A 257-nucleotide genomic window follows, 5' to 3' on the forward strand; every position below is an offset into this window, starting at 1 on the left:
CCTATGACTACACCCCGCAGCAACCGGGCCAGGCGCAGCAGCAAGACCCGCTGACCGGGCAACCCAGCGGCGGCGCACAAGCCTTCCTGCAACTGCTGCGCGAGCGCATGCGCCCGGCCGTGGCGGCCCAGGCACCGATAGATACCGCGCAACAGACCCTGTGGGGCCACTCCTACGGCGGCCTGCTGGTGCTGCAGGCGCTGTTCAGCCAGCCCCAGGCGTTTCGCCACTACGCCGCCGCGAGCCCTTCGCTGTGG

The 257-nt window shown here is 70.8% G+C and carries 1 protein-coding gene; it reads left to right on the plus strand.

The genetic code is table 11. From position 1 onward, the window contains the following. Window positions 1-257 (plus strand): alpha/beta hydrolase-fold protein (locus R0J88_RS21450; RefSeq protein ID WP_410901093.1); only part of this gene is annotated, 257 nt, incomplete at both ends.

Source organism: Pseudoalteromonas sp. SIMBA_162, from assembly GCF_046535955.1.
Lineage (GTDB): Bacteria > Pseudomonadota > Gammaproteobacteria > Enterobacterales > Alteromonadaceae > Pseudoalteromonas > Pseudoalteromonas marina.